16 protein-coding genes are annotated in these 22,756 nt (G+C 65.5%); 14 read left to right on the top strand and 2 right to left on the bottom strand.

Annotated features, from left to right (window positions below):
* Positions 1 to 5 precede the first annotated feature (5 nt).
* The 13 genes from EV666_RS06350 (at position 6) to EV666_RS06290 (ending at position 16,312) form a co-directional block, all read left to right on the top strand.
* Complete coding sequence (locus tag EV666_RS06350; protein ID WP_132004822.1) at positions 6 to 1,472, top strand: DUF2793 domain-containing protein; 1,467 nt, start codon at positions 6 to 8, stop codon at positions 1,470 to 1,472.
* Between the two features lie 43 nt (positions 1,473 to 1,515).
* The gene (locus EV666_RS06345) at positions 1,516 to 2,466 is read left to right on the top strand and encodes a glycoside hydrolase family 108 protein (RefSeq protein ID WP_132004819.1); all 951 of its coding nucleotides are present in this window, start codon (positions 1,516 to 1,518) and stop codon (positions 2,464 to 2,466) included.
* 272 nt (positions 2,467 to 2,738) lie between these two features.
* The gene (locus tag EV666_RS06340) at positions 2,739 to 2,942 is read left to right on the top strand and encodes a PepSY domain-containing protein (RefSeq protein WP_132004817.1); all 204 of its coding nucleotides are present in this window, start codon (positions 2,739 to 2,741) and stop codon (positions 2,940 to 2,942) included.
* A 130-nt stretch (positions 2,943 to 3,072) separates the two neighbouring features.
* Positions 3,073 to 3,765 (top strand): response regulator transcription factor, encoded by a 693-nt coding sequence (locus EV666_RS06335; RefSeq protein ID WP_132004814.1) that lies wholly within the window; start codon positions 3,073 to 3,075, stop codon positions 3,763 to 3,765.
* 1 nt (position 3,766) lies between these two features.
* Positions 3,767 to 5,221, top strand: coding sequence for a sensor histidine kinase (locus tag EV666_RS06330; protein ID WP_132004811.1), 1,455 nt, complete (start codon positions 3,767 to 3,769; stop codon positions 5,219 to 5,221).
* Between the two features lie 105 nt (positions 5,222 to 5,326).
* Positions 5,327 to 6,433: a c-type cytochrome biogenesis protein CcmI gene (gene ccmI, locus EV666_RS06325; RefSeq protein WP_132004808.1), complete on the top strand. Its 1,107-nt coding sequence runs from the start codon at positions 5,327 to 5,329 to the stop codon at positions 6,431 to 6,433.
* A 9-nt stretch (positions 6,434 to 6,442) separates the two neighbouring features.
* Positions 6,443 to 6,901 (top strand): cytochrome c maturation protein CcmE, encoded by a 459-nt coding sequence (ccmE, locus tag EV666_RS06320; protein WP_132004805.1) that lies wholly within the window; start codon positions 6,443 to 6,445, stop codon positions 6,899 to 6,901.
* Positions 6,898 to 8,901, top strand: a complete 2,004-nt coding sequence (locus EV666_RS06315) for a heme lyase CcmF/NrfE family subunit (RefSeq protein WP_132004802.1) — start codon at positions 6,898 to 6,900, stop codon at positions 8,899 to 8,901. The genes ccmE and EV666_RS06315 overlap by 4 nt, the downstream gene beginning before the upstream one ends.
* Positions 8,898 to 9,392, top strand: coding sequence for a cytochrome c-type biogenesis protein (locus EV666_RS06310; protein ID WP_132004799.1), 495 nt, complete (start codon positions 8,898 to 8,900; stop codon positions 9,390 to 9,392). Before EV666_RS06315 ends, EV666_RS06310 begins: the two co-directional genes overlap by 4 nt.
* 119 nt (positions 9,393 to 9,511) lie before the next feature.
* Positions 9,512 to 11,083 carry a Do family serine endopeptidase gene (locus EV666_RS06305; RefSeq protein WP_132004796.1) on the top strand — a complete coding sequence of 524 codons (1,572 nt, stop codon included), beginning with the start codon at positions 9,512 to 9,514 and terminating at the stop codon, positions 11,081 to 11,083.
* 171 nt (positions 11,084 to 11,254) lie between these two features.
* Positions 11,255 to 11,938, top strand: coding sequence for a response regulator transcription factor (locus tag EV666_RS06300; RefSeq protein WP_132005348.1), 684 nt, complete (start codon positions 11,255 to 11,257; stop codon positions 11,936 to 11,938).
* Positions 11,922 to 13,337 (top strand): HAMP domain-containing sensor histidine kinase, encoded by a 1,416-nt coding sequence (locus tag EV666_RS06295; RefSeq protein WP_245514258.1) that lies wholly within the window; start codon positions 11,922 to 11,924, stop codon positions 13,335 to 13,337. Before EV666_RS06300 ends, EV666_RS06295 begins: the two co-directional genes overlap by 17 nt.
* Positions 13,338 to 13,387: 50 nt before the next feature.
* Positions 13,388 to 16,312, top strand: coding sequence for a bifunctional [glutamine synthetase] adenylyltransferase/[glutamine synthetase]-adenylyl-L-tyrosine phosphorylase (locus EV666_RS06290; RefSeq protein ID WP_245514257.1), 2,925 nt, complete (start codon positions 13,388 to 13,390; stop codon positions 16,310 to 16,312).
* Positions 16,313 to 16,335: 23 nt separating this feature from the next.
* Here EV666_RS06290 and EV666_RS06285 read toward each other — a convergent pair whose 3' ends face one another.
* Both EV666_RS06285 and pepN read right to left on the bottom strand, forming a co-directional pair.
* The gene (locus EV666_RS06285; RefSeq protein ID WP_245514256.1) at positions 16,336 to 18,600 is read right to left on the bottom strand and encodes a PAS domain-containing sensor histidine kinase; all 2,265 of its coding nucleotides are present in this window, start codon (positions 18,598 to 18,600) and stop codon (positions 16,336 to 16,338) included.
* A gap of 266 nt (positions 18,601 to 18,866) precedes the next feature.
* A complete protein-coding gene (pepN, locus tag EV666_RS06280; protein WP_132005345.1) occupies positions 18,867 to 21,521 on the bottom strand; it encodes an aminopeptidase N in 2,655 nt (884 codons plus the stop codon).
* A 760-nt stretch (positions 21,522 to 22,281) separates the two neighbouring features.
* Between pepN and EV666_RS06275 the strand changes: the two genes are divergently transcribed.
* The gene (locus EV666_RS06275) at positions 22,282 to 22,722 is read left to right on the top strand and encodes a VOC family protein (protein ID WP_132004787.1); all 441 of its coding nucleotides are present in this window, start codon (positions 22,282 to 22,284) and stop codon (positions 22,720 to 22,722) included.
* Positions 22,723 to 22,756 lie beyond the last annotated feature (34 nt).

Raw genomic sequence — 22,756 nt, 5'->3', positions numbered from 1 at the left:
TCTCCATGACCGGGACCTTGCGCCTTGGCCTTCCCCTGGTGGCGGCCGGGCAATCGCAGAAACACGTCACCGTCAATGAAGGCCTCACCATTCTGGACGACCTGGTTCAGCTTGCCGTGCGCGACGCCGGCCGCGCCGCCCCGCCTGCCGCGCCGGCGGAAGGCGATCGCCATATCGTTGGAGCGGGAACTGGCGCCTGGGCCGGCGCGGATGGGGAGGTAGCCGTGTGGCAGGACGGCGCCTGGCGTTTTTATGCGCCGGGAGTCGGCTGGGTCGCCTACGTGCAGGCGAGCAATCGCTTCACGGCCTGGGACGGAACGCGCTGGCGGGAGGCCGCCGCTGCATCCGGCTTCGCCGATCCATTCGCGGGGCCGTTCAGCGGCCGCGCCCGCAAGCGCGTCGTCGTCGGGTTGGACAGCCTCGGCAGCAGCGGCGGGCAGCCGGGGTTCACCGACAATCTGCGCAGTTTGCTGACAGCATCGTTGGGAGACGCCGGGCCGGGCCTGCTGCCACTCGATCATGAAACCATCGCCCTGCGCATGGCCGGCGGCGACTATGCCGTAAGTTCCGGCTTTACCAATATCGCGGCGCTGCCGTGGAGCGATGCGAAGCGTCGCCGCAGCCTGTTCGGCAAGGGGTTGTTCTGCCTCAACGCCGCGACCGATGAACTGGCGACCAGCGACTATCTTCTGCTCTCAGGCCCAGCAAGCGATGTTCACGCGGTCGACCTGTATTTTGAGTGGACGGCGCCGGGCCAGTCGTTCCGGCTGCGGCAATGGCCGACAGAGGTGCTGGATAACGCCGTGCTGGTGCGCCAGGCGGATTATCCTGAACTCGGCGTGGTCCACAAGCTGACGCTGTTGCTCGACATTGGTGGGGTTTACGCCGGCAAGGGGATCAATATCGAGCGCATCGTCTGTTGCGGTGAGGCGCTGTATTTCTGGGCCGTGGAGATGCATGGCGCGGGCGTCGGTCACGACGGCGTTCAGGTCCTCGATATCGGCACGCCTTCAGCGGCGGCGCGGGATTGGGCCAGCCTCGATGATGCGCGCATGCGCATGTGGGCCGGCCTGCTGCAGGCCGACGTGTTCATCCTGAACGCCGGCATGAACGACCGGGGCTTCCCGCCCCAGACCGATGTGGAAGCGCGGCGCAACGCGGCGGATTTCAGCCAGAGCCTGCGCCGGATCATCGATCGCCTGCAAAGCTGCCCCCGCACGCGCCTGTTGCTGACGCGGCCGCCGGACCCCGCCGACGCGGCCGCCACAGGCATTCGCTACCATGACGCCGTTTTGAAGAGCGCCGCATGGGCTCATGGCTGCGCCTTTTTCGATGAGCGGGATGCGCTGGGCGACTTCGCCGCCGCGGAAGCCGCCGGATACATGTCGGGCGACGGCGTCCATCCCTCGATCTCCGGCAATGCCCGCCGCGCCACGGCGCTCGCGGCGAAGCTGGCGCATCTCGGCGCCTGATTCCGGGGCAGAAACAGAGTGAAAACTGAAAAAGGGGGAAGCCATGGTAGCGACCAGTCAGCAGACCGCGCTTGCTCGCGTGCTCGCCCACGAGGGGGGGAATGTGGATGACCCGCGCGATCCGGGAGGGCGGACGAGCCGCGGCGTCACCCAGCGCGTTTATGACGCCTGGCGACGGGGCAAGGGGCAACCGCCGCGCGATGTATTCCTTGCCACAATGACTGAGGTGAGGGCGATTTATCTGGAACAATACTGGCGCCGCGTGCGCGCCGATGAATTGCCGGCCGGCCTGGATTACGCAATTTTCGACGCTGCGGTGAATTCCGGCCCGGTACAGGCTGTGAAATGGCTGCAGCGGGAGCTTGGCGTGCGTGCGGACGGCGTTGTCGGTCAGGTGACGCTGGCTGCGACGCGGTCGCACCCGGCGATTGCCGCACTCATCACCGCCGTGTGCGCGCGCCGGATGGCCTTCTTGAAACAATTACGTACCTGGCGGCGTTTCGGCGCCGGCTGGACAAATCGTGTTGCTGACGTTGAGCGAACCGCCCTCATGTTGGCGGCCGGCTCGAAACAGGTTCCCCTCAAACGAAGGCCGGTTCCGGGGAATGGCGGCGCCCGCGCTGACCCGGCCCAGATTCGCCTGCCTGCTGGCGCCGGTCTTGCCCAGACGATCGCTGGCGCGGGCCTGGCCACGGCTGCGGCCGCGGAAACGCTCGGCGACAGCCTGCGCCAGGCGGCGACGGAGCTTGGCCAGGCGGCCCAGCAGCTTCCCGCCTTCGCCGCCATGGCGTCAATGATGACCGCCCTTGGCCTTGTACTTCTCGTCGCGGGCGTGGGCTGGCGGCTCTATGTCGCCTGGCGCTGGCGCCTGATCGACGGCGCCATGGGCGGTGTGATGGACGGGACGATGGAGCGCGGGAGCCTGGCGTCGCGCATGTGGGGGTGGGAGCCCGCGCCCGGCCAGTCGGGCGGATCAAAGTTCGGGGAGCGATAACGTAAGCTGTAGCGCGCGCCCATCCCAGGCGTTACCCACATGACGCTGGTCGCGGCTCATGCCAATATTGCCCTTGGGTATGGGTCGCGCATGGCCTGGCGCGGGGGTGATAAAGCGTGCTGAACTGTCTGGGCCTTCCGGAAATGACATCGGCGATAAGAATGCTGGGGCTTTGCCTGGCTTTCGCATGCCTTGCGACTGAAACCTCCCAGGCTCAGGCCCGGCCCAGGAACGACGACCAGTGTCTGGGGCAGGGGGAGGTTCGCGAGCTGGTGAGCCAGAAGGCTGTGCTGCCGCCGGACGTGGTGCTGCGCAAGGCCCGCGCCACGGTTGGGCCAGGAGCAAAGGTGCTGCGGGCCCTGCTGTGCCGGCGTGATGGCCAATATGTCTACCGCCTCACGCTCCTGAGGCGTGATGGCCGCGTTATCCATCAGGTGGTCAACGCCCGCGCGCCCAGACCGGACGCGCCCCGGTAGAAGCGTTTGAAACCTGGCGGAGCAGGCGTCTCCATGTTTTCGCCGGTAATTGGCATCAGTCAGCATGGCGTTTCGACAATTCAGGCTCAGGCGGTGGCCGCCGGCGGGCCGGACAGGGCGGAGAGCGCGGTTGCGATTGCTTGTGATTGAGGACGACCCCGAGCTGAACCGGCAGATATCTCAGGCGCTTGAGGCCGCTGGCTATGCGGTGGACCGTGCGCTGGAGGGACGTGAGGCGGTTTTTCTCGGCGAGACGGAACCTTATGACGCGGCGATTCTGGATATGGGGTTGCCCGGGCTTGATGGTCTTTCCGTTCTCCAGCAATGGCGCGACGGCGGCGTTGCGACGCCGGTTCTGGTATTGACGGCGCGCGACCGCTGGAATGACAAGGTGCTGGCCTTCGACGCTGGCGCCGATGATTATGTCTCCAAGCCCTTTCACATGGAGGAGTTGCTGGCGCGCCTGCGGGCCCTGTTGCGGCGGTCCGCCGGGCATGCGAGCAACGTGCTCGCATGTGGACCCGTCAGGCTGGATGTGGGGGCGGCGCGCGTTACGGTGGACGGCGCCGAGGTCCGGCTGACATCCCACGAGTTCCGGCTGCTGTCCTATCTGATGCACCATCCTGGCAAGACGATCTCTCGCACCGAACTGGTCGAGCATATCTATGATCAGGATTTCGATCGCGACTCGAATACCATCGAAGTCTTTATCGGCCGGTTGCGACGCAAGCTTGGGGTTGAAATTATCGAAACGGTCAGGGGACTGGGCTATCGAATCCTGGTCCATGCGCCCGGCCAGCTGGCAGGAAAAACGGCGACATGACATGGGCCTGAGGCAAGGCGTCGCGCGATTGGGGCAACTGATCCGCCGGGATTCATCGCTGGCCGAGCGCCTGGTGATTTCGGCTATCTGCTGGTGCGTGCTGATTTTCGTTGTCGCCGGTCTGATTCTCACCGCCATCTACAATCGGGCCACGGAACGCGCCTTTGATGAGCGCCTGCAGGTTTATCTGACCGGGCTCGTGTCGGAGATGGCCGCCCCTGTCGGCGCTGACGGCAAGGAGCGCGTGGGCATTGGCGAGCCGCGTTTCGACCTGCCCCTGTCCGGCTGGTACTGGCAGATCGCGCGCACTGGCGGGCGCCCCGGTGATATTCGCGCCTCCCGCTCCCTGTTCGGCTCGCAACTGCAACCATTGCCGCCGCGCGCCGCGCGTCATGAGGCGACGCGCAATGACGGCGTCCGTTCAGGCTATGTGGTCGGACCAGATGACCGGCGCTTGCGCGTGATTTCCCGCACCATCGATTTCGGGGACGAGGGGCGCTTCGATATCGCCGTTGCGGGCCCGGCCGATGAAATCGAGGCGGAGAAGCGGGAATTCATCATTTACGTCACGCTCACCTTCGTGCTGCTGGGGCTGGCGCTGGCCCTGTCGACGCTGCTGCAGGTCAGGTTCGGCCTCGCGCCGCTGACCCGTCTGCGCAGCGCCATCGAGAAAGTGCGCCACGGCGATTCCGATCACATAGGCGGCTCCTATCCGCGAGACGTTGCGCCGCTGGCGACGGAACTCAATCTGCTGATCGACGCAAATCGCAAGATTTTGGACCGGGCGCGCACTCAGGTCGGCAATCTGGCCCATGCGCTGAAGACGCCGTTGAGCGTGATCGTCAACGATGCGGAGCAGATCGCGGGCGCGGCTGGCGGATCGGGCTTCCCGACACGTGTCCGGGATCAGGCGGCGATCATGCGTAACCAGATCAACTACTATCTGGACCGCGCCCGCGCCGCGGCGCTGGCCGGTGCGCTGGGCGCGTTCGCCGACGTGGGGCCGGTGGTGAACGGCCTGACCCGGACCCTGCTCCGCATTCATGCGGGACGCGACATTGCCCTGGATGTCTCGGTAGAGGAGGGGTTGCGTTTCCGGGGGGAAGCGCAGGATCTCCAGGACATGATTGGCAATCTTACCGACAACGCCTTCAAATGGGGGCGTTCGCGGGTCGTCATCACGGCTGGGGTCATGAATGCCGACGGCGCTCCAACCATCAGGATTGCGGTTGATGATGATGGGCCGGGGCTGGCGGCGGAGGCGTGGGCAGACGCCATGGCGCGCGGCAAGCGGCTTGATGAGGCAAAGCCAGGTTCGGGATTGGGGCTGTCGATCGTCGCGGATCTGGCTGAAATGTATGGCGGAGCCCTGCAGTTGCAGAAATCGGCGCTGGGCGGCTTGCGGGCAGAGTTGTCCCTTCCTGGCGTTGTGGCGCTTCCGCAGGCAGTCAACTGATTCACTAATGTTTACAGATCATTGCAGATGTTTCTGAATTCGCGTGACTTTATGTCGCCGCGCCGCGCCATCTGACGAAGCTGCTCGCCAGGTTATACGGCCTGGATGGCGATCTGGTTCATCTTCGCGCTCATGACCGGCCTGGCGATCGGTGCGGTTCTGTGGCCCCTGTCGCGCCGCGCGCCTGCGCCGGCGGGGCAGGTGGATGAGCGCGCGTTTTATGAACAGCGCCTTGCCGAGATCAACCGCGACGCTGGCAGCGGCTATATCAGCGCCATTGAGGCCGACGCCGCGCGGGCTGAGGCAGCGCGGCGCCTGTTGCGGGAAAGCCGTTCAGCTCCGATGGGGCTGGCCGATGGCGAAAGCGAATATGCACTGCGCCGACGCCGCGCCGCTTCAGCTATCGCGCTGTCGACGATCCCCCTCGTTACCCTGGCGATTTATGGCGCTGTAGGCTCGCCTGACCTGGGATCCCTGACCATCGCCGAGCGTCGCGCGCGGCCCGTCGCCCAGGCTGACGCTGGTGATCTGGTGGCGCGGATGGAACGTCATCTGGCCGCGAAACCGGACGATGGAGCCGGGTGGGAATTGCTGGCTCCGGTCTATCTGCGCATGGGGCGCCCGGATGACGCCGTGAAGGCCTGGGCCAGCGTACTGAAGTTGCGCGGAGAAACGCCGGCGCGTCTGGCCAGCTATGGCGAGGCGCTGGTGGCCTCCTCCAACGGCGTGGTGGAATCTTTTGCACGCGAATTGTTCGAGCGCGCGGCAAAGGGTGATCCAGCTGCGCCCATGCCAAAATTCTATCTGGCTGTCGCGCTCGCCCAGGACGGCGATATGGACGGGGCGCGCAAGGCGTTTGAAGCGTTGCTGAAGAGCGCGCCGCCCGATGCGCCGTGGCGCGCTGCGGTCGAAGCCCGCATCGAAGGTTTGCAGCGGCAGGCGATGGCGAAAGACATCGCCTCCGCGCCCGCCGAGGCCCAGCAAGCGGCGATCGCCGGCATGGTGCAGGGCCTGGCGGAGCGGCTAAAGGCCAACCCGGATAATCCCGAAGGCTGGCGCACGCTGGTGCGTTCCTATGTGGTGCTGGGCCGAAAGACAGAAGCAGGCGCCGCGCTGGCCGACGGCGTTCGCGCTCTTGGCGCGCGCCCAGACGAAGCAGCCCGGCTTGAAGCCTTTGCCCGTGAACTGGGCGTTCATCCAAAGACGCCTTGAGGACGATCGATGACGCGAAAGAAACGCAGGCTGCTGCTGATTGGCTCCGCCGTCGCCGTGCTGGGCGTGGCCCTTGGGCTCGTGCTGTTCGCCATGCGCGATACGATCGTGTTTTTCTATGGGCCAACGGAGTTGGCCCAGAAGAACATCCAGCCTGGCGCCCGTTTGCGCATTGGCGGGCTGGTGAAGGAAGGCTCGGTGGAGCGTCTTGCCAGCCAGCAGGTGCGCTTCGCCATTACCGACTCAACTTCGGACGTGCGCGTATCCTACGCGGGGCTGCTGCCTGACCTGTTCCGCGAGGGCCAGGGCGTGGTCGCCGAGGGCGTTCTGCAACCCGACCGTACGTTCTTGGCCGACAAGGTGCTGGCCAAGCACGATGAACGCTACATGCCGCGCGAGGTGGCGGACGCCCTGAAGAAGCAGGGCGTCTGGCAGGGCGAGGAAACAGCGGGAGCCGCGCGCCCATGATCGTTGAGATTGGACATTACGCGCTGGTTCTGGCGCTGGCGCTTTCCGTGATCCAGACGGTGCTTCCGTTTTGGGGGGCGCGGGCGCGCGACGCGTCGTTGATGGGCATCGGCCCTGTTGCCGCCGTCGGGGTGTTCATCTGTGTCGCCATTGCCTTCGGCGCTTTGACCTGGGCCTATGTGACGTCCGATTTCACCGTTCGTAACGTGGTCGAGAACTCCCACTCCCTGAAGCCATTGCTGTTCCGGATTACTGGCCTGTGGGGCAACCACGAAGGCTCCATGTTGCTGTGGGTGCTGGTGGTGGCGTTGTTCGGCGCGCTGCTGGCGGTTGCGCGCAACATGGCGCCGGGCGTGCTGCGGGCGGACGCCCTGGCGGTTCAGGGGCTGATCAGCGTGGCCTTCCTGACGTTTATCATCAGCGTCTCCAATCCCTTCGCCCGACTGGTCGCGCCGCCGGCCGAGGGACAGGATCTCAACCCAATCCTTCAAGACATCGGCCTCGCCATCCATCCACCGCTGCTCTACATCGGTTATGTGGGCTTTTCGCTGGTGTTCGCCTTTGCCGCCGCGGCGCTGATTGGCGGACGCATCGACGCCATTTGGGCCCGCGCCGTGCGTCCCTGGTGTCTCATCGCCTGGGCGTTTCTGACTCTCGGCATCGCCATGGGGTCCTACTGGGCCTATTACGAACTGGGATGGGGCGGTTTCTGGTTCTGGGATCCGGTGGAGAACGCCTCCTTCATGCCGTGGTTGTCCGGCACGGCATTGCTGCACTCAATCCTCGTGATGGAGAAGCGCGACGCCCTGAAGGTCTGGACCATTCTGCTGGCGATCCTGACATTCTCCCTGTCGTTGCTGGGCGCCTTCCTGGTGCGTTCCGGCGTGCTGACTTCGGTGCATGCCTTCGCCACCGACCCCGGCCGCGGTTTGTTCATTCTCGCCATTCTGGTCTTTTTCATTGGCGGCGGCTTCGCCCTGTTCGCCTGGCGCGCGCCGCTGCTGAAAACAGGCGGCCTGTTCGCGCCAGTCTCAAGGGAAGGCGCGCTGGTCGTTAACAATCTGCTGCTCGCCACCGCCTGCGCCACCGTGTTCATTGGCACTTTGTATCCGCTGGCGCTGGAGGGGCTCACCGGCGACAAGATTTCCGTTGGTCCGCCATTTTATGACGCCACCTTCGTTCCGCTGGCGATGGCGTTGCTGCTGCTGATTCCCTTTGGTCAGGCGCTGGCCTGGAAGCGTGGCGACCTTGCAGGCGCCGTGTCCAGGCTGCTGTTCGTGATGGGCCTGTCAATCGTCGCCTGTCTGGCCATTGTCTTCATGCAGCACGGGGGCCCGGTGCTGGCGGTCATTGGCCTCTGGCTCGGCATTTTTGTTTTTGTCGGTGGCGTCAACGAAATCCTCAGCCGCAGTTGGAAACGGGGGGCGTCGCTGTCGGTTGTTCTGCGCCGGGCGGCGGGTTTGCCGCGTTCGGCCTGGGGCGCGGCCGTGGCCCATGCCGGCGTTGGCGTTTGCGTCATTGGCCTTGCGGCGCAGGCATGGAGTATCGAGACGCTCGCCTCGGTGCGCCCAGGCCAGCCACTGGCCGTTGGCCCTTACGAAGTGGTGCTCACCGACAGCTTCTCCAGGCAGGTCGCTAACTATCGCGAGGACGTCGCCCGCTTCCACGTGTTGCAGGGCGGCGCAATCATCCGCACGGTCGATGCCTCCAAACGCTTTTTCCCGGCGCGGAACACGTCGACGACCGAGGCCGGCATTTCCACCATCGGCCTGGGCCAGGTCTATGTGGCGCTGGGCGACGCCGGTGAGCACGGCCTTGGCGTGCGCCTGTACTGGAAGCCATGGGTGCTGCTGATCTGGATTGGCGCCGTGATCGCCGCCATCGGCGGCGCGCTCTCGTTCAGCGACCGGCGTCTGCGCGTTGGCGCGCCAACACGTGGGCGGCGCAAGCAGCCAGCCGCGAAGGACGCCACGGCTATGGCGACGGTGGCGGCGCAATGAGCCAGCGTGGAATAAAATTGCCCGTAGCCGCCGCTATCGCCCTTGGCGCTCTGGTCTTCGCCGCCAGTCCAGGTCAGGCGCTCCAGCCCGATGAGGTATTGCCGGATCGCAAGCTCGAGCAGCGCGCCCGCGATATCTCTTTGGGACTGCGCTGCCTGGTCTGTCAGAACCAGTCCATCGACGATTCGGACGCCCAGGTCGCCCAGGATCTGCGCCGCGTTGTCCGGCAACGGCTCGTGGCGGGTGACAGTGATTCCGAAATCCGGGCCTATATTGTCGAACGTTATGGCGACTTCGTCTTGTTAAAGCCGCCGTTCAATGCGCGCACGTTCTTGCTGTGGCTGGGTCCTGCCATCGTCTTGCTGGGCGGAGCCGTGCTCGTGCTGTGGGGCCGCGGGCGTTCCCGCGCCGGCGCGCCGGCCCTGAGCGCCGCCGAACAGGCGCAATTGCGGAAGCTGCTGGATGAGCGGGAGCGGGAGCCTCCCACCTAATTTTTTCGGCGGCCTGGGCCCCTTACCAAATTGTCATGTTGCCGTGAGGTTGCCGTAAGCCTTCGGGCGTCATGGTCCACTCCAGAACAAGGCGAATACGCCATGGAGTGAATGAAGCCATGATCGATAATCACAACGACCAGACGAATACTTCTGACGCCAGCAGCCGCCTGCGCAAGCGTGGTCGCAACCGGCGCGCCTCCCTGCTGCTCGGCGCTGTTGCCCTCGGCGCGGTGACTGTCGCCGGCCTGGCCCAGGGAACCCTGTTGCCGCCGTACAATCAGGCGGTCGCCGCGACAACCGCCGCCAATCCCGCGGCCGTGCAGCCCTCCTTTGCCGACGTCGTCGCCAAGGTGAAGCCGGCTGTCGTGTCGGTCCGCGTCAAGGTCGCTGAAACGGCGGCTCCTGAGGAAAGCGGTTTTTCGTCCGGCGAAGATTTCGGCTTTCCCCCTGGCAGCCCGATGGAGCGTTTTTTCCGCCGCTTCGGTGACAATGCCCCCGGCAATGGTCCTGGACGCGACATGCGCCGCGGTCCCGCTCCGAAGCGCTTCGGTGAGGCTCAGGGCTCGGGCTTTTTCGTGACCAGCGACGGCTACATCGTCACCAACAATCACGTGGTGGAGAAGGGGACCAAGGTCGAGGTGACCACCGACGACGGGCGAACCCTTGCTGCGAAGGTCGTTGGCGTTGATCCGAAGACCGACCTGGCCCTGCTCAAGACGGAAGACAAAGGCCCGTTTCCGGCCGTGCCATTTGCGAAGGAATCGCCGCGCATCGGCGACTGGGTGATCGCAGTTGGCAACCCCTTTGGCCTCGGCGGCACAGTCACGGCCGGCATTGTTTCGGCGCGCGGCCGCGATATTGGCGCCGGACCTTATGACGACTTCCTGCAGATCGATGCGCCGGTGAACCGCGGCAACTCTGGCGGCCCGACTTTCAATCTCGCTGGTGAGGTTGTGGGCGTGAACACCGCCATCGCTTCGCCCTCCGGCGGCAGCGTCGGCATCGCTTTCGCCGTGCCGTCCGAAACCGCTGGCAAGGTGATCGCGGAAATTCAGGACCATGGTTCGGTGAAGCGCGGCTTCCTTGGCGTGCAAATCCAGCCCGTGACCCTGGATATCGCCGAGGGCATTGGCCTCAACAAGGCTCAGGGCGCCCTGGTGGCGCGGGTTGAAGAGGGAAGCCCCGGCAGCAAGGCTGGCCTGAAGAGCGGCGACGCCATCACCGCCCTGAACGGCAAGCCGGTGAAGGACGCCCGCGACCTGAGCCGCGCGGTGGCCATGCTTGACCCCGGAGCCACGGCGGAGCTCTCCGTCTACCGCAATGGCAAGACGGAAACCGTCAAGGTGAAACTGGGGGCCATGCCGGGCGAGAAAACCGCGGCTGCGGGTCCTGCTTCGGCCGCCGATCTTGGCAGGCTCGGCCTTGCGCTTGCGCCGGCCGATGAGGTGCGCGGCATGGAAGGCAAGGGCGTCGCCATCGTCGGCGTGGAGCCTGGCTCCCAGGCTGAGGAAAAGGGGCTGCGCGCCGGCGACGTCATCGCCGAGGCCGGCGGTCAGAAGGTCTCCACTCCGCAGGACGTGGCCAGCGCCATCGAAAAGAGCCGCAAGGAGGGGCGTAAGGCCGTGCTGCTGCAACTGGCTTCGCCCCAGGGAAGCCGCTTCCTGGCCCTGACCCTGCCGACCGGCTGACCTTACGGCGTTCCGGCCCTGGCTCACTCACTCCCCGGGGCCGGAACATCCGGTGCAAGGCCAGACGTTACGAGGCGGTCCGGTTACGCCAAACCGGGCCGCCTGTTTTTTGATGATCACGCGCTGCGCGCGACTTCTTGTTTTCAGTATGGGCGCGCTATCATGACCGATATGAAGATTCTGGTTGTCGAAGATGATCCTGAGGCCGCCGCCTATATGGTCAAGGCGTTTCAGGAAAGCGGTCATGTGGCCGATCACGCCCCCGACGGGCTTGAGGGCTACGCCCTGGCGCGTGAGGAAACCTATGACGTGCTCGTCGTCGACCGCATGCTGCCGAAGCTCGATGGCCTCTCGCTGATCCGTTCCCTGCGCGAGCAGAAGGTTGAGACGCCGGTCGTCATCCTTTCAGCGCTTGGCCAGGTTGATGACCGGGTGAAGGGCCTGCGCGCCGGCGGCGACGATTACCTTCCCAAGCCTTACGCTTTCTCGGAACTGCTGGCCCGGGTGGAGGTGCTGTCGCGCCGCCGCCATGCGCCGGCTGCCGAGCAGACCACCTATCGGGTCGGCGATCTGGAGCTGGACCGGTTGGCCCATAGCGCCACGCGCGGCGGCAAGGAGATTGCATTGCAGCCGCGCGAGTTCCGGCTGCTCGAGTACCTCATGAGACATGCTGGACAGGTGGTGACGCGCACCATGTTACTTGAAAATGTCTGGGATTATCACTTCGACCCCCAGACCAATGTGATCGACGTGCATGTCTCGCGTTTGCGCGCCAAGGTCGACAAGGGCCACGCCGTCCAGCTTATTCACACCATCCGCGGCGCTGGATACATGATCCGTGACAGCGCTCGGTAAGCTCGTCCGCGCCACCGCCTTCAAGCTGACGCTTGCCTATCTCGTCGTCTTCGTGGTGATGGCGGGCTGCGTGCTCGCTTATGTCACGCAGAGCGCGCGCGAACTCCTGCTGGAACAGACCCGCTCGACCATCGCTGCAGAGACCAGCGGCCTGGCCGAGCAATATCGCCTTGGCGGCGTCCGCCGCCTTGTGCACGTGGTCGAGCGCCGCACGCGCTTGCCGGGCGCCTCGCTATACCTCCTCACAACCTTCACCGGCGAGCGTCTTGCCGGCAATGTCGGCGAACTGCCGGCGGGCGTCCTGGACGAGCAGGCGACGCGCGTCATCGAATACCGCCGCGATGATCGCCACGAGGACAGGCAGATCAATGGCCGGGCGCTGGTGCAGGTTTATGTCCTGCCCGGCGGTTTTCGTCTGCTGGTTGGCCGCGACCTGGAGGAGCAGGAGCGCCTGCGCGCCGTCATGTGGCGCGCCGCCGGCATCTCGCTCACCTTCATCACCATTCTCGGCTGCATTGGCGGCTGGTTCATCACCCGGCGCGTCCTCAAGCGCGTTGAGGACATTTCGGACACGGCGAAGACGATCATGGGCGGCGATCTGGCCGGGCGTCTGCCCGTGACGGGAGCCGGCGACGAGCTTGACCGTCTCGCCATGCACCTCAACGCCATGCTCGAACGCATCGGCGAGCTGATGAACGGGCTGAAAGAAGTCTCGGACAATATCGCTCACGACCTCAAAACGCCGCTGACCCGCCTGCGCAATCACGCCGAGGAGGCGTTGCGCAGCAGCCGCACGCCGGACGAGTATGCGGCGGCGCTGGGAGCTGTCATCGAGGAGTCTGACAATCTCATCAAGGTGTTCAACGCCCTGTTGATGATTGCGCGCCTTGAGGCTGGCGGTGAGCCGCAGGACAGTATGGCGGAGTTTGACGCCGCCGACGTGGCCCGCAGTGTTGTCGAGCTTTACGAGCCCCTTGCCGAAGACGCCGGCATGACTGTTTCCGTCGACATGCCCGCGCATCTGCCCATGTATGGCAGCCGTGAACTGCTGGGGCAGGCGCTCGCCAACCTTCTCGACAACGCCTTCAAATACGCTGTCCCGCCCGAAGGGACGGCAAGGGGCCCGACGCCGGCGTTGTGCATCTCCGCCGCCAGGGCAGGGGCGGGTGTGGAAATCATCGTTTCCGATAACGGGCCGGGCATTCCGGAAGATAGCCGCCACCACGTCGTGGAGCGTTTCGTGCGTCTGGAGGGATCGCGCAGTCGCCCCGGCTTCGGACTTGGGTTAAGCCTTGTATCGGCGGTGGCCCGACTGCATGGCGGACGGTTGCGGATCGAAGACAATCACCCGGGGCTGCGCGTCATACTCGAACTGCCAGGGAAGGGTGCATCCGCATGAGCAGGACATCGGGAGAGCAGGCGGACGCCGCAACGCCAGGACAATCTGCCATGGCCACGCGTTTCGTTGGCGCCCCCAAGGGGGGCGACGCTGCGGCAATGCGGGCAGCCCGGGCGAGCGTGGCCGAACTGGTCGCGGAGAACAGCGAAAAGGGCGGCGCCCTTGCTGCGGCGCTGGATAAAACGCCGCTGGTGCGCGACGTGTTGCTTGGCGTTTTCGCCCATTCTCCCTTCCTGTCGCGCCTGCTGCGGGCGCGGGCGGGTCGCATCGACGGGTTTTTGCTAACGCCGCCCGAGGCGACGCACGCCGCCCTTGTGGCCGAGGCCGCCGACGCCTGGCGCCAAGCTGGTGATCAGGCCGCGCTGATGAAGGCGCTGCGCCGTCTGCGGGCCGATAATGCGTTGCTGGTGGCTCTGGCCGATCTTGGCGGTGTGTGGGACGTCGGGCAGGTGACGCGCGCCCTGACCGCGTTTGCCGACGCCTGTGTCGGCGCAGCGGCGCGGTTCCTGCTGGCCGAACTGGCGCGGCAGGGTCGCCTGCTGGTTCCTGACGCGCAGAATCCCGAACAGGGCTGTGGACTGACGATTCTCGCCCTTGGCAAACACGGCGCCGGCGAGCTCAATTATTCCAGCGATATCGACATCGTTGTGTTTTATGATCTGGACGCCCCGCTCAGGGATGGGCTCGCCGCTTCCCAGGTTTTTGTCCGTTTCACCCAGTCGCTGGCCAAAATCCTGCAGGAGCGCACCGGGGACGGTTATGTTTTCCGGGTCGATTTGCGTCTGCGCCCCGATCCTGGCTCCACCGCGCCGGCCATCTCTCTTCCCGCCGCTTTTTCTTACTATGAAACGGTGGGCCAGAACTGGGAGCGCGCCGCCTATATCAAGGCGCGGCCGATCGCCGGCGACGTGCAGCTCGGGGTAGCGTTCCTGAAAGATTTGCGCCCGTTCATCTGGCGCAAATACTTTGACTTCGCCACCATCGCCGACATTCACGCCATGAAGCGGCAGATCCATGTGGTGAAGGGGCACGACCAGATCGCCCTGGCGGGCCACGACATCAAACTCGGCCGCGGCGGCATTCGCGAGATCGAATTTTTCGTCCAGACCCAGCAACTGGTGTTCGGCGGCAGGCGCGAGAATCTGCGCGGAGCGCGCACCCTCGACATGCTGGCCGCCCTGGCTGAGGACGGCTGGATTTCGACCGAAGCCCGGGACGAGCTCAGCGACGCCTACCGATTCCTGCGCACGCTGGAGCATCGCCTGCAGATGGTCGGCGATGAGCAGACCCAGCGCCTCCCCGACGATGCGGAGCGGCTGCAGGATTTCGCCCGTTTCGCCGGCTTCGCTTCGGCGAAAGCCCTGGGCACGGCGCTGGAGAAAATTGCGCGCACTGTCCAGCATCATTACGGCCTGCTGTTCGAAGAAGGCCCGGCGTTGGCCACTGAGGCTGGCAGCCTTGTGTTCACCGGCTCCAGCGACGACCCCGACACCCTCGAAACCTTGCGCCGCATCGGGTTCCGTGACCCGTCGGTGGTGACGGAAACCATCCGTGGCTGGCATTTTGGCCGCCGCCCGGCCATCACCAGCGCCCGGGCCCGGGAGGTCGTGACCGAGCTGACGCCCGGGTTGCTCGGCGCCCTTGGCCGCACCGCCGATCCCGATGGAGCGCTGGCCGCTCTGGATCGTGCTTTCGGCCGCATGCCCGCCGCAGTCGAACTGTTATCAATGTTGCGCTCGAATGAGCGCTTGCTGAACCTGTTCGCCGATCTGCTGGGCACGGCGCCACGTCTGGCCGACATCGTTTCGGAGCGTCCGCATGTGCTGGACGCCATTATTGACCCGGCCTTCGCCGAGGACGCCCAGAACCTTGACAGCCTCGCCGCGCGCATTCGCGGCCATATCGGCAAACCGGCCAGTTTCGAGGAGTTTCTCGACCGGGCCCGGGACGCCGCCCGACTCGCCCAGTTCGTCGTCGGCGCCCGCATGCTCACCGGCATCTACGCGCCGGAGCGGGCGGGACAGGGCTTCGCTGTTATCGCCGATGCGGTCATCGCCGCCTCGCTTGACGCCGTGCTGTCGGCGTTCCGGGCGGACCATGGCGACATCCCGGGCGGCGAAATCGTGGTGATGGCTTATGGCCGCCTCGGTTCGCGCCAGCTCACCGCCTCATCCGATCTCGATCTGGTGGTTATTTATGACTTTGATCCGGAGCAGCCGGAGAGCGACGGCGCCCGCCCCCTGCATGCTTCCGTCTATTACAACCGCCTGACGCAGCGTCTGGTCAGCGCCCTGACCGTGCCGACCCGACGCGGTCGTCTTTACGACGTGGACATGCGGTTGCGTCCCGATGGTCGCAAGGGCGCCGTCGCCACCCAATTCTCCGGTTTCACCCGTTACCAGACCACCGAAGCGGAAACCTGGGAGCATATGGCCTTGACGCGCGCCCGCGTTGTCGCTGGCGATACAGGCCTGGCCCAACGCGTCGCGGATGCGGTGCGCGCCGTGATCGACCAGCAGCGCGACCGCGCGGCGCTGGCTAAAAGCGTGCGCGACATGCGCGCCCTGGTGGCGCGGGAGAAGGGCGATCGCAATCCCTGGGACCTTAAGCTGGCCTCCGGCGGGTTGATGGACGTGGAGTTCGTCGCCCAATATCTGGCGCTCGGCTGGCCGGGCCTTGCCGCTGGACTGGAGCGGTCTGACGCTGGGCAGATCATCCATGCCGCCATTGACCAGGGTGTGCTGCCGCCTGGGGACGGCGAGCCGCTTTGCGCCGGTTATGCGGTGATGGAAGACGTGTTGCAGTGGGAGCGCCTGACCGTGGACGGCGACTTCAATGCCAGGAACGTCGCGCCGGCGGTGTTGAAGCGCATCGCCAATGCGGTGGGCCTGCCGGATGTGAAGATGCTGGAGGCGCACCTGGCGACGCTGCGCGGTGATGTGCGCGCCACCTTCAGGCGCGTGTTGGGCGGTTAAGAGAGATGTCCCACCGGCGCGGCTCAGGCGGCGACGTGGTCGGCGTCGTGCACGGGGGCGTGCAGCGGCAGGCGCACGGTCACCATGGCGCCATGCCCCAGCTGTGACTGGATGTTCAGCCCGCCGCCATGCATCTCCGCCAGCGACCGGGCGATGGCGAGGCCAAGCCCCGCGCCCTTGTTGGCCTTGTTGAATTCTCCCTCCACCTGCTCGAACGGACGTCCAAGTGTGTCGATCGCCTCGGCGGCGATACCGACGCCGGTGTCGATGACGTGGATGTCGACCAGGTCGCCGGTTGTCCGGGCGCGCACGGTGATCGCGCCGCCCTCTGGCGTAAACTTTACCGAATTGCGCAGCAGGCGGACGAGGATCTGCTGTAGCGCGCGCGGATCGGCCTCCATACCCAGCTTCGCCGGAGCGTCAACCTCAAGATGCAGTCCTTTGCCGCTGGCTGCTTCGCTGATGGCCGAGACGGCGGCGTCGATGACAGCCCGGCCGTCAATGGGCTGGGGCTCAATTCTCCGGCTGCCGGTGTCGATGCGCGACATTTCCAGAATGTCCTCGACCATCGCCAGCAATTTCTGGCCGCTGCCCCGGATGTCACGGGAGTAATCCGTGTATCGGGCGTTGCCGAGCGGGCCGAACATCTCCCCTTCCATCATTTCCGAGAAGCCAATAATGGCGTTGAGCGGCGTGCGCAGCTCGTGGCTCATATTGGCCAGGAATTCGGACTTGGCGCGGTTGGCTGCTTCAGCCTTGCCCTTTTCCTCGCGATAACCTTCCGCCAGATCAGCAAGCTGCTGCCCGCGCATTTCCAGCGCCTGGCGGGAGCGGCGCAGGTCGGAAACCAGCACCAGCAGGCGGCGCTCCGAATCCACCAGCTGTTCCTCGTGGCGCTTCAGCCCGGTGATGTCGGTGCCGATGGAGACCAGGCCGCCGTCCTTGGTGCGGCGCTCGTTGACCTGCAGCCATCGGCCATCGGCCAGCTCGGCCTCGTAAGTCTGGGCGTCGCGGCTGGCGACAGCGCCGTTGATGGGCCGGGTCTGCACGATCGGCAGATTGCCCTGCTGCATCAGCTCTTCCTGCGTCATCCCGGCGACCTGAAGCTCCGGCGGCAGGCGGTGCAGACTGCGGAATTTGGAGTTGCAGGTGACCAGGCGCTGGTCTTGCCCCCACAGAACGAAGGCCTCAGAGATGCTCTCGATCGCGTCGCTGAGACGGTTGTCGGAGGTTTTCTTCAGCGCGGCCATGCGACGCTGCTCGGTGATGTCGACCGAGATGCCGATCAGGTGCGGACCATCCTGGTCATCGCCGCGCTCCACCAGTTCGCTGCGGTGACGCAGCCAGATCCATTCCCCGGCGGCGTTGCGGATGCGGAATTCGTAATCCACCGTATCGGCGCGGGCGCCCGCCAGCATGTCGGCGAGCCCATAGAGATCGCCGTCGTCCGGGTGAACCATGGCGTTGACTTCGCCAAACGACAGGAATTCGTTTTGCCGGGTCAGACCGAGCAGGGCGTACATGCTGTCGGACCAGTAGATGCGGCCGCGGGCGATGTCCCAGTCCCAGAGGCCACAGCGGCCACGGTTCAGCGCCGTGTCGATGCGCTCGGTCACCCGTTCGGTGATGTCGTCGGCGTCGCGGGCCCGCGCTGACTGCATGAAATAGGCTGCCGCGACGGCGATGAGGACCAGCGAGGCGGTCAGCAGCAGGGTTCCGTAGTTTCGCGTCAGGGCGCGCCATGGAGAGAGGGCGTCGTCAAGCGGCTGGACCACCGCCAGTTGCCCCAGTGGAGCCGGCAGGTTGCGGACCGTGGCGAGCACCCTCTGGTTGTTGGCGAGCGAGATTTCCATGACGCCGGCGCGGTCGGCGAAGGTGGTGAGGGGCTGGGAAGGCCCCAGCCACGTGGCCAGCCGCCCCCGGGTCGGCGCGCCCGCTGGCGCTGCGGCGACAATGGTTCCTGCGGCGTCGGTGACGATGACGGAACGGCCGGCGCCAAGCGCCTGTGAGGGCGCATGGGCTTCGAGCAGGGCGCGGCCCGCGGTTGCGGGGCTGCTGGAATTGAGGGCGCCGGGCGTCGCGGCCGCATGGGTCAGCGATGCGGCCAGCAGGTCGATGGTGATTGCGGCGTCATCCACGGCTTCCGAACGGGAACTGACGGCCTGGAGCACGGCGCTGAAGGCGAGGGTGAGAACGAAAACGCCAAGAAGGCAGGGGACGGCGAGTTTCAGCCAGGGTTCAGCGGCGACCAGCCTGCCCAGGGCAGGGTGCGTGATGGATTTCGCCACTCCCAGAACGGTGGCCGCGCGCGCAGGTGCGCGTGCGGGCGTCGCTTGGACGCGCGCCATCTCAGTCCCCCTTCGGAATCCCGCCAAAAACCATCAGGTTGATGTGCCGCATCTTCCCGAATCATCACCATCTGAATCGTATTTTGTTGCTTTGTCCAGAGTGGTTTCCGTCCGCTTGGCGGGGGTTGGCGCCGTGGCTGGATGGTGGTCCTGGGGGTAGGGGGAGCGTTAATTTCTCCCCCTGGATGTTGTAGGTGTGGTGCGTTTCAGTTCGCCGCCAGCATTCTGTTGAGAATGTCCTGCGCATCCACCGAAAGTCCGGTCCTGGCCGCGATGCGTTGCAGGGCGGCGAGGGCGCGGACGCGCCGGCCGGGCTCCAGGGTCCGCCATGCCCGGAAGGCGGTGAGCATGCGCGAGGCCACCTGGGGGTTGATCCGGTCCAGTTCGAGGATGGCGTCGGCGATCAGCTCGAAGCCCTGGCCGTCGGCGCGCGCGAACTGCGTCGGATTGGACAGGGAGAAGGCGCTGAGCAACGCCCGCACGCGGTTGGGGTTGGTCATGGTGAAGCCAGGATGTGACATCAGCCGGCGGACGCGGTCCAGCGTTCCCGCCTCGGGGATCATCGCCTGCACGCCAAACCATTTGTCCATCACCAGCGGATCACCGCCGAACTCGCGCTCCCAGGCTGTTAGCGCGTCCTCGCGACGCGCGCCGGGCAGCAGCGACAGGGTGGCGAGCGCCGCCATCCGGTCCGTCATGTTGGTGGCGCTGCGGATCTGTGAGGCGGCGCGCTCGGCCCCCTCGTCGGGCGCCGCCGCCGCGATGAGATCGAGCGCGAGATTGCGCAGCGCCCGCCGGCCCGCCGCCTGGGCGCCCGGGTCGAATTTTACCTCCATCTCCGCTTCGTCACGGATGGCGCGCAACGCCGGCAGCAGCGTCGTCGCCATGGCCTGGCGCAGCGTCTGGCGCGCCGCATGGATGGCGTCCGGATCGATGTCCGAGCCGATTTCGCGGGCAATATCGCCCTCTGTCGGCAAGCTCAGGGCCTGGGCGACGAAAGCCGGATCACGTTTGCCTTCGCTGGCGAGGAAGTCGCCGAACGCGCCGATGAAAGCCGGCGCGCCTGCTCTCCCGCGCCCGGCGCGGATCGCCGCCACGTCCTTCGCCAGATGCTTCAACATCAGGTTCTGCACCGCCTGCCAGCGGTTGAAGGCGTCGGAATCGGCGCGGAACAGCAGCAGTTCGTCGGCGTCATCGAGGTCGATGTCGCAGCGCACCGGCGCCGAGAAGCCCCGGAACAGCGACGGCGTGGGACGTTCGGTGACATGCCTGAACGTGACGCTCATTTCCTCCCGGTCAAACACCAGCACATCGCCCTGTAGCGGAGCGTCGTTGTCAGCCTGCAGCGGCAGTTCACGGCCGCTGGCGCCAATCAGCCCCATCTGGATGGGGATGACCTGGGGCCGCTTTTCCGTCTGGCCCGGGGTTGGCGGCGTCGTCTGCTTCAGGTGCAGCGTCCAGGTTCCCGCCGCCTCGTCCCAGACGCCGCGCGCCGTCACCACTGGCGTGCCGGCCTGGGCGTACCATTGGGCGAAGTGGTCAAGGTTGCGGCCGCCTGCTTCGGCGAAGCAGGCGAGAAAATCCTCGATCGTCGCGGCGTGCCCGTCGTGGCGGCTGAAATACAGATCCAGCCCTGCCCGGAACGCCTCCGGCCCGAGCAGGATGCTGAGCATTCGCACCAGCTCGGAGCCTTTCTCATAGACCGTGGCCGTATAGAAGTTGTTGATTTCGCTGTACTGCGTCGGCCGCACCGGGTGGGCGAGGGGGCCCGCGTCCTCCACGAACTGGGCGGCGCGCAAGGTGCGCACATCGGCGATGCGCCGCACCGGCCGCGAGCGCTGGTCGGCCGAGAATTCATGGTCGCGGAAGACCGTAAGCCCCTCTTTCAGGCAAAGCTGGAACCAGTCGCGGCAGGTGATGCGGTTGCCGGTCCAGTTATGAAAGTATTCGTGGGCGATGATTGCTTCGATATTGGCGTAATCCGCGTCAGTCGCGGTGTCGGGGCTGGCAAGAACATATTTGTCGTTGAAAATGTTCAGGCCCTTGTTCTCCATGGCTCCCATGTTGAAGTCGGACACCGCCACCACATTGAACACGTCAAGATCGTATTCGCGGCCAAAGGTTTCCTCGTCCCAGCGCATGGAGCGGGCCAGGGCGTCGAGGGCATAGCCGGCGCGGTCGGCTTTGCCAGGCTCCACGTGCACCGCGATTTCCACCTTGCGGCCCGACATGGTCGTGAATGTCTCCGAGACCGTATCCAGCCGCCCGGCCACCAGCGCGAACAGGTAGGCGGGCTTGGGGAATGGATCATGCCAGACGGCGTAGTGGCGGCCCGTTCCAGACAGGTCGCCAGCTTCCTGCAGATTGCCGTTGCCCAATAGCAGCGGCGCTTCATCCTTCGCTGCCTCGATGCGCGTGGTGTAAACCGACAGCACGTCCGGCCGGTCGAGGAAATAGGTGATGCGGCGGAAGCCCTCGGCCTCGCACTGGGTGCAATAAACGCCACTGGAGCGGTAGAGGCCCATCAGTTTGGTGTTGGCCGCCGGGTTGACGCGCGTGACGATCCGCAACCGGAATGGCTGTTGCGGCGGCGCGTGCAGGGTCAGCCCCTGGGGCGAGCTTTCCCATGCGCCGGCGGCTGGCGTCGCGCCGTCAACGGTGAACGCGCGCAGTTCCAGCTCATCGCCGTCGAGGCGCAGCGGCGCGCCCGCCACGCCGGCGGGATTGGGGCGCATGGCGAGTTCGGCCGTCACCAGGGTGTCGTCGGCATATAGTGAAATGTCGAGTGAAACGGCGTCGATCAGGTAATCGGAGGGACGGTAGTCGGAAAGACGGACAATCGGAGGAGTATCGGTGCGCATCATGGTCCAGCCGTTTCGGATTTCCCCACTGTCTGCCGCCAGGCGGTGGAACAGCGGGCGCGCGGAAGGCGCGCCGGCAACTATGGACCCGGGGTGATCGGAACCGCAATGCCGGCGCGCGCCGGCAATCCTGCGCCTGCCCGGTTCCCGTGTGAGGCGACCACAGTCGGCGCGACGCTGGATGCCCGCTCTGGAGTTATTCACAGCCGCCGGCATGGCGGAAAATTGTCAATGTATTGGCAGGAAAGGGAAAATCAGAAGCCGGAAAATATGTTATTAAAAAATCGGTCGCTTTTAAATTTTCTGTTGCGCGCGCGACGATTGGGGGGATAGGGTCTGTCCCAAGAAAAAAGGCTGCGCCGAAGCGCAGCCAAGTCTAGGGAGGAAACGCCCAAGGAGGGCACGCAGCATCGCTGCTGCAGTTCCGACATTAGACGTAATTTCCTATTTTGACAATATTTTTCTTTGCCTCTCTCGCGGGAGGCTGTTTGTGCGGGCGTATCGATGCTCGCTTCGGGTTATCGGCCAGCTTTTTCCAGAAAAATACCTGCCAGAATCCGGTGTTCGCATGCCGCCCGGCGTTCCGTCCCATGGGTGGGGGATCGTCAACGCTGGAGCAGGGGCGGGTTCGCCGCCCGCGCGCCGCGCCGGGCGCCGGCTCATTGCTTTTCCCGCTCCGGATGGTCATTTTCTCCAGCCATGCATCCGCGCGCCGCGGGCGGTTTTGGCGCCGTTACACATGCTGTTGGGAGAAGGGTTGATGCGCTTTCGGCACACCATGGTCCGCGTGACCAACGTGGAAGAATCGCTGGATTTTTACTGCAACAAGCTCGGGCTGGTGGAAACGCGCCGCACGGATGTGCCGGCCGGCCGTTTCACCCTGATTTTCCTCGCCGCTCCCCAGGACGCGGAAACCGCCAGGGCGACCCATGCGCCCGAACTGGAGCTTACCTACAACTGGGACCCGGAAACCTATGCGGGTGGCCGCAATTTTGGGCATCTGTGCTATTCGGTTCCGGATATCTATGAGACCTGCGCGCGTCTGATGCAGGCCGGCGTCACCATCAACCGCCCGCCCCGCGACGGCTATATGGCCTTCATCCGCTCGCCGGACGGCATCTCCATCGAGTTGCTGCAGGACGGTCCGGCGAAGGAGCCGCAGGAGCCGTGGGCGTCGATGCCGAACACCGGGACCTGGTGAGGCTTGCGCGCCTCGCGGCGGCGGTTTCGTGGAT

The organism is Camelimonas lactis, assembly GCF_004342915.1.
In the GTDB taxonomy this organism is placed as follows: domain Bacteria; phylum Pseudomonadota; class Alphaproteobacteria; order Rhizobiales; family Beijerinckiaceae; genus Camelimonas; species Camelimonas lactis.
The sequence above is the reverse complement of the archived record's forward strand: the minus strand, read 5'-3'. Positions and strand labels throughout refer to the sequence as shown.

Coding starts and splice junctions, on each gene's coding strand:
- EV666_RS06350 (WP_132004822.1), top strand. CDS start 6: ATGACCGGGACCTTGCGCCTTGGCCTTCCCCTGGTGGCGGCCGGGCAA.
- EV666_RS06345 (WP_132004819.1), top strand. CDS start 1,516: ATGGTAGCGACCAGTCAGCAGACCGCGCTTGCTCGCGTGCTCGCCCAC.
- EV666_RS06330 (WP_132004811.1), top strand. CDS start 3,767: ATGGGCCTGAGGCAAGGCGTCGCGCGATTGGGGCAACTGATCCGCCGG.
- ccmI (WP_132004808.1), top strand. CDS start 5,327: ATGGCGATCTGGTTCATCTTCGCGCTCATGACCGGCCTGGCGATCGGT.
- ccmE (WP_132004805.1), top strand. CDS start 6,443: ATGACGCGAAAGAAACGCAGGCTGCTGCTGATTGGCTCCGCCGTCGCC.
- EV666_RS06315 (WP_132004802.1), top strand. CDS start 6,898: ATGATCGTTGAGATTGGACATTACGCGCTGGTTCTGGCGCTGGCGCTT.
- EV666_RS06310 (WP_132004799.1), top strand. CDS start 8,898: ATGAGCCAGCGTGGAATAAAATTGCCCGTAGCCGCCGCTATCGCCCTT.
- EV666_RS06305 (WP_132004796.1), top strand. CDS start 9,512: ATGATCGATAATCACAACGACCAGACGAATACTTCTGACGCCAGCAGC.
- EV666_RS06300 (WP_132005348.1), top strand. CDS start 11,255: ATGAAGATTCTGGTTGTCGAAGATGATCCTGAGGCCGCCGCCTATATG.
- EV666_RS06290 (WP_245514257.1), top strand. CDS start 13,388: ATGGCCACGCGTTTCGTTGGCGCCCCCAAGGGGGGCGACGCTGCGGCA.
- pepN (WP_132005345.1), bottom strand. CDS start 21,521: ATGCGCACCGATACTCCTCCGATTGTCCGTCTTTCCGACTACCGTCCC.
- EV666_RS06275 (WP_132004787.1), top strand. CDS start 22,282: ATGCGCTTTCGGCACACCATGGTCCGCGTGACCAACGTGGAAGAATCG.